Consider the following 270-nt stretch of genomic DNA (forward strand, 5'->3'; position numbering starts at 1 on the left):
GCCACCTCATATCTCCAGAAAGTAAAAGACCCCAACCTGAGTACAAACTATGCGTTATTGTCCAGCATATATGATAAAAACGGCAATCAGGATAAGGCTTTATTCTATAAAAAGAAGCAGGAAGAATTTGAGAAAACACTGAACGGCTCCCAAAAAGAAGCGGTGAAATATGCCTTTTCCTCCCTTGAAAAGAGCAGACAAGAAACCGAGGCTAAAGCGGTACGTTTTAAAATGATATTAATTGGAGCATGTGTTCTTTTTACCATATTG

The 270-nt window shown here is 38.5% G+C and carries 1 protein-coding gene; it reads left to right on the top strand.

Annotated features, from left to right (window positions below; all coding sequences use genetic code 11):
* A partial coding sequence (locus SCA31_RS23555) for a hypothetical protein (protein WP_410699435.1) occupies positions 1 to 270 on the top strand: 270 nt, incomplete at both ends.

Source organism: Chryseobacterium sp. SIMBA_028, from assembly GCF_046535285.1.
Lineage (GTDB): Bacteria > Bacteroidota > Bacteroidia > Flavobacteriales > Weeksellaceae > Chryseobacterium.